This window comes from Endozoicomonas sp. SESOKO4 (genome assembly GCF_024606275.1).
In genome coordinates, this window is record NZ_JAHHPS010000468.1 from 1 (window position 1) to 2,484 (window position 2,484).

A 2,484-nucleotide genomic window follows, 5' to 3' on the forward strand; every position below is an offset into this window, starting at 1 on the left:
GACGGGTAATGTTGACTCGGGGTTCGATGAGTCTTGGAGAAAAGGATGGCGGCCTTCCTCCCCAATCAACCGTCCAAACGGAAACACAAATACTAAACGATTCAGAACGTCTAATTCATCGTTACCATCAGCCAGAAGAGGGAGCAAAGATTCAGATTGCTCTGGCGCCATGTTCACCTTTTTCAGTCAGCACAGAGCTGATGAAAGAGACCGCCGGGCTCGCCCGTAAACACAGTGTTCGATTGCATACTCATCTGGCTGAAACTCTTGATGAAGACAGCTTCTGCATTCGACGATTTGGTCTGCGTCCACTGGATTATCTTGAATCTGTGGGCTGGCTGGCTGACGATGTCTGGCTGGCTCATGGCATTCACTTCAATGAGGATGAAATCAAAAGAATGGGGCAGGCGGGTTTGGCCGTCTGTCACTGTCCTACCTCAAATATGCTTCTTGCATCGGGCGTCTGCCGAACCAAAGAACTCGATTCTGCAGGCGTCCATGTCGGACTGGGTGTGGATGGCTCTGCTTCTAACGACGGCTCGAATATGATGCAGGAAGTCCGTCAGGCTTTGCTGATCAACCGTCTGCGTTACGCCGCAGATGAAGTCACTCATCTTGATGCCTTGTACTGGGCGACAAAAGGTTCAGCGAAAGCACTTGGTAGGGAGGATATTGGAGAACTGGCAGTAGGGAAGCAGGCCGACCTTGCTCTTTTCAGCCTGGATGAGTTGCGTTTCAGCGGCAGCCATGACCCATTGGCAGCATTAGTTCTTTGTGGAGGCCATAAAGCAGCTGCCGTGATGTGTGCAGGAAAGTGGCTGATTAAAAATGAAGCACTGCTTCATCTTGATCAACACGCTATCATGGCTGCCCACCAGCTTTCAGCCAAAAAACTGGTGTCCTGAGGTATGATGGAGTTCTCAGAAAGCGGTTTCTTCTTTGATGGATCCTGAAGACGCATTAATATTTTTCACCACTTTTCTCTGATCGCTGGATGCCAGCCCGGATTCTTCAGGCAAAACCAGCGACAGCAAAATAGCAGTCAAACCTCCGGTGGTGATCGACGAGCCGAAAATGTTTTTGACCAGTTCCGGCATCTGACTCAGCACCTCAGGCACAATTGTGACACCCAGCCCCATGCCTATGGACACAGCAATAATCATTACCTGCCGACGATCAAGCGACTCTGAAGCCAGTATGCGAATACCTGAAGCAGCCACTGTGCCAAACATAACCAATGTGGCCCCACCCAGAACAGGTTTGGGAATCTGCACCAGGATGGCCCCGAGTATCGGGAAAAGTCCCATCACAAAAAACAGTCCGGCAATAATATAGCCAACAAATCGGCTGGCGACGCCGGTCATTTGAATCACACCATTGTTCTGACTGAACGTCGTCGTTGGAAAGCTGTTCAGGCAGGCTGCGGTCAGAGAGTTCACGCCATCAGCCAAAATTCCGCCACGAATACGCTCAACGTATTCATCACCCTTAATAGGTTCTCCTGAGAGCTTTGCTGTTGCAGTGAGATCACCAGTCGATTCAATGGTCGTAATCACATAAATGAGAACAATCGGAATGAATAACTCCCAATCGAAGGTCATTCCATATTTAAAAGGCACTGGAATAGTAAATAATGCCGAGTCCGTTAATCCCTCCAGAGTCATTTTACCGGAATAAAGTGTCATCAGGCTGCCTACCAGCAAGCCGAGGAAAATCGCCGAGAGACGAACCATGGGACGGGAACTGCGATTAAAAAAGATCACAGTCGCCAACACTGTGATGCTCACTGCAAGGTTGCTCAGTGCACCAAAATCAGGCGCATTGAAGCCACCGGCCATATCAGTCACAGCCACCTTAACCAGGCTGAGACCAATCAGTGAAATGACAATTCCGGTGATGGTTGGCGTTATGATCTTGCGCAGTTTATGGAAAAAACGGCTCAGGATAATCTCGATAAATGCCCCGAAAAAACAGAGCCCTGTCATTAAAGCTATAATCTCTTCATTGCTGCCTCCCCGACTCTTAACAACAAAGCCGGCAGCAATCAGGGAACTTAAAAAAGCAAAACTGGTCCCTTGAATACTCAGCAAACCAGAGCCCAGAGGACCAAAACGTCTGGCCTGGATAAAGGTACCTATCCCTGATGCGATTAACGCCATACTGACCAGATAAGGAATATGTTCTCCCAGGCCCAGCACCCCACCGATGACCAGAGTTGGTGTCACAACACCCATAAAGCTGGCGATCATATGTTGCAAAGCACTGAAAAAAGCTCTAGGTAATGGTGGCTTGTCGTTTAGCTGGTGAATGAGTTCGGGATTATGAACCTCGGTATTCATGGGTACTCCTGCCGTTTTTTTTGTTATTCAGAAGGAGTATTGCAATTACTTGACCAATTGTTCAATTTTTTTGGAGATATTCGAAATAAAATACCAGCGCAACCAGCCTGCCAAGGGCGAGCCTTTCATGATGCAGGGGATAGAC

2 protein-coding genes are annotated in these 2,484 nt (G+C 48.6%); one reads left to right on the forward strand and one right to left on the reverse strand.

The genetic code is table 11. The features are described from left to right. A partial coding sequence (locus tag KDK16_RS09000; RefSeq protein ID WP_257275692.1) for an amidohydrolase family protein occupies nt 1–905 on the forward strand: 905 nt, incomplete at its 5' end. A 15-nt stretch (nt 906–920) separates the two neighbouring features. Here KDK16_RS09000 and KDK16_RS09005 read toward each other — a convergent pair. After that, entirely contained in the window at nt 921–2,339 is a 1,419-nt protein-coding gene (locus tag KDK16_RS09005) for a uracil-xanthine permease family protein (RefSeq protein WP_257275693.1), read from the reverse strand. Nucleotides 2,340–2,484 lie beyond the last annotated feature (145 nt).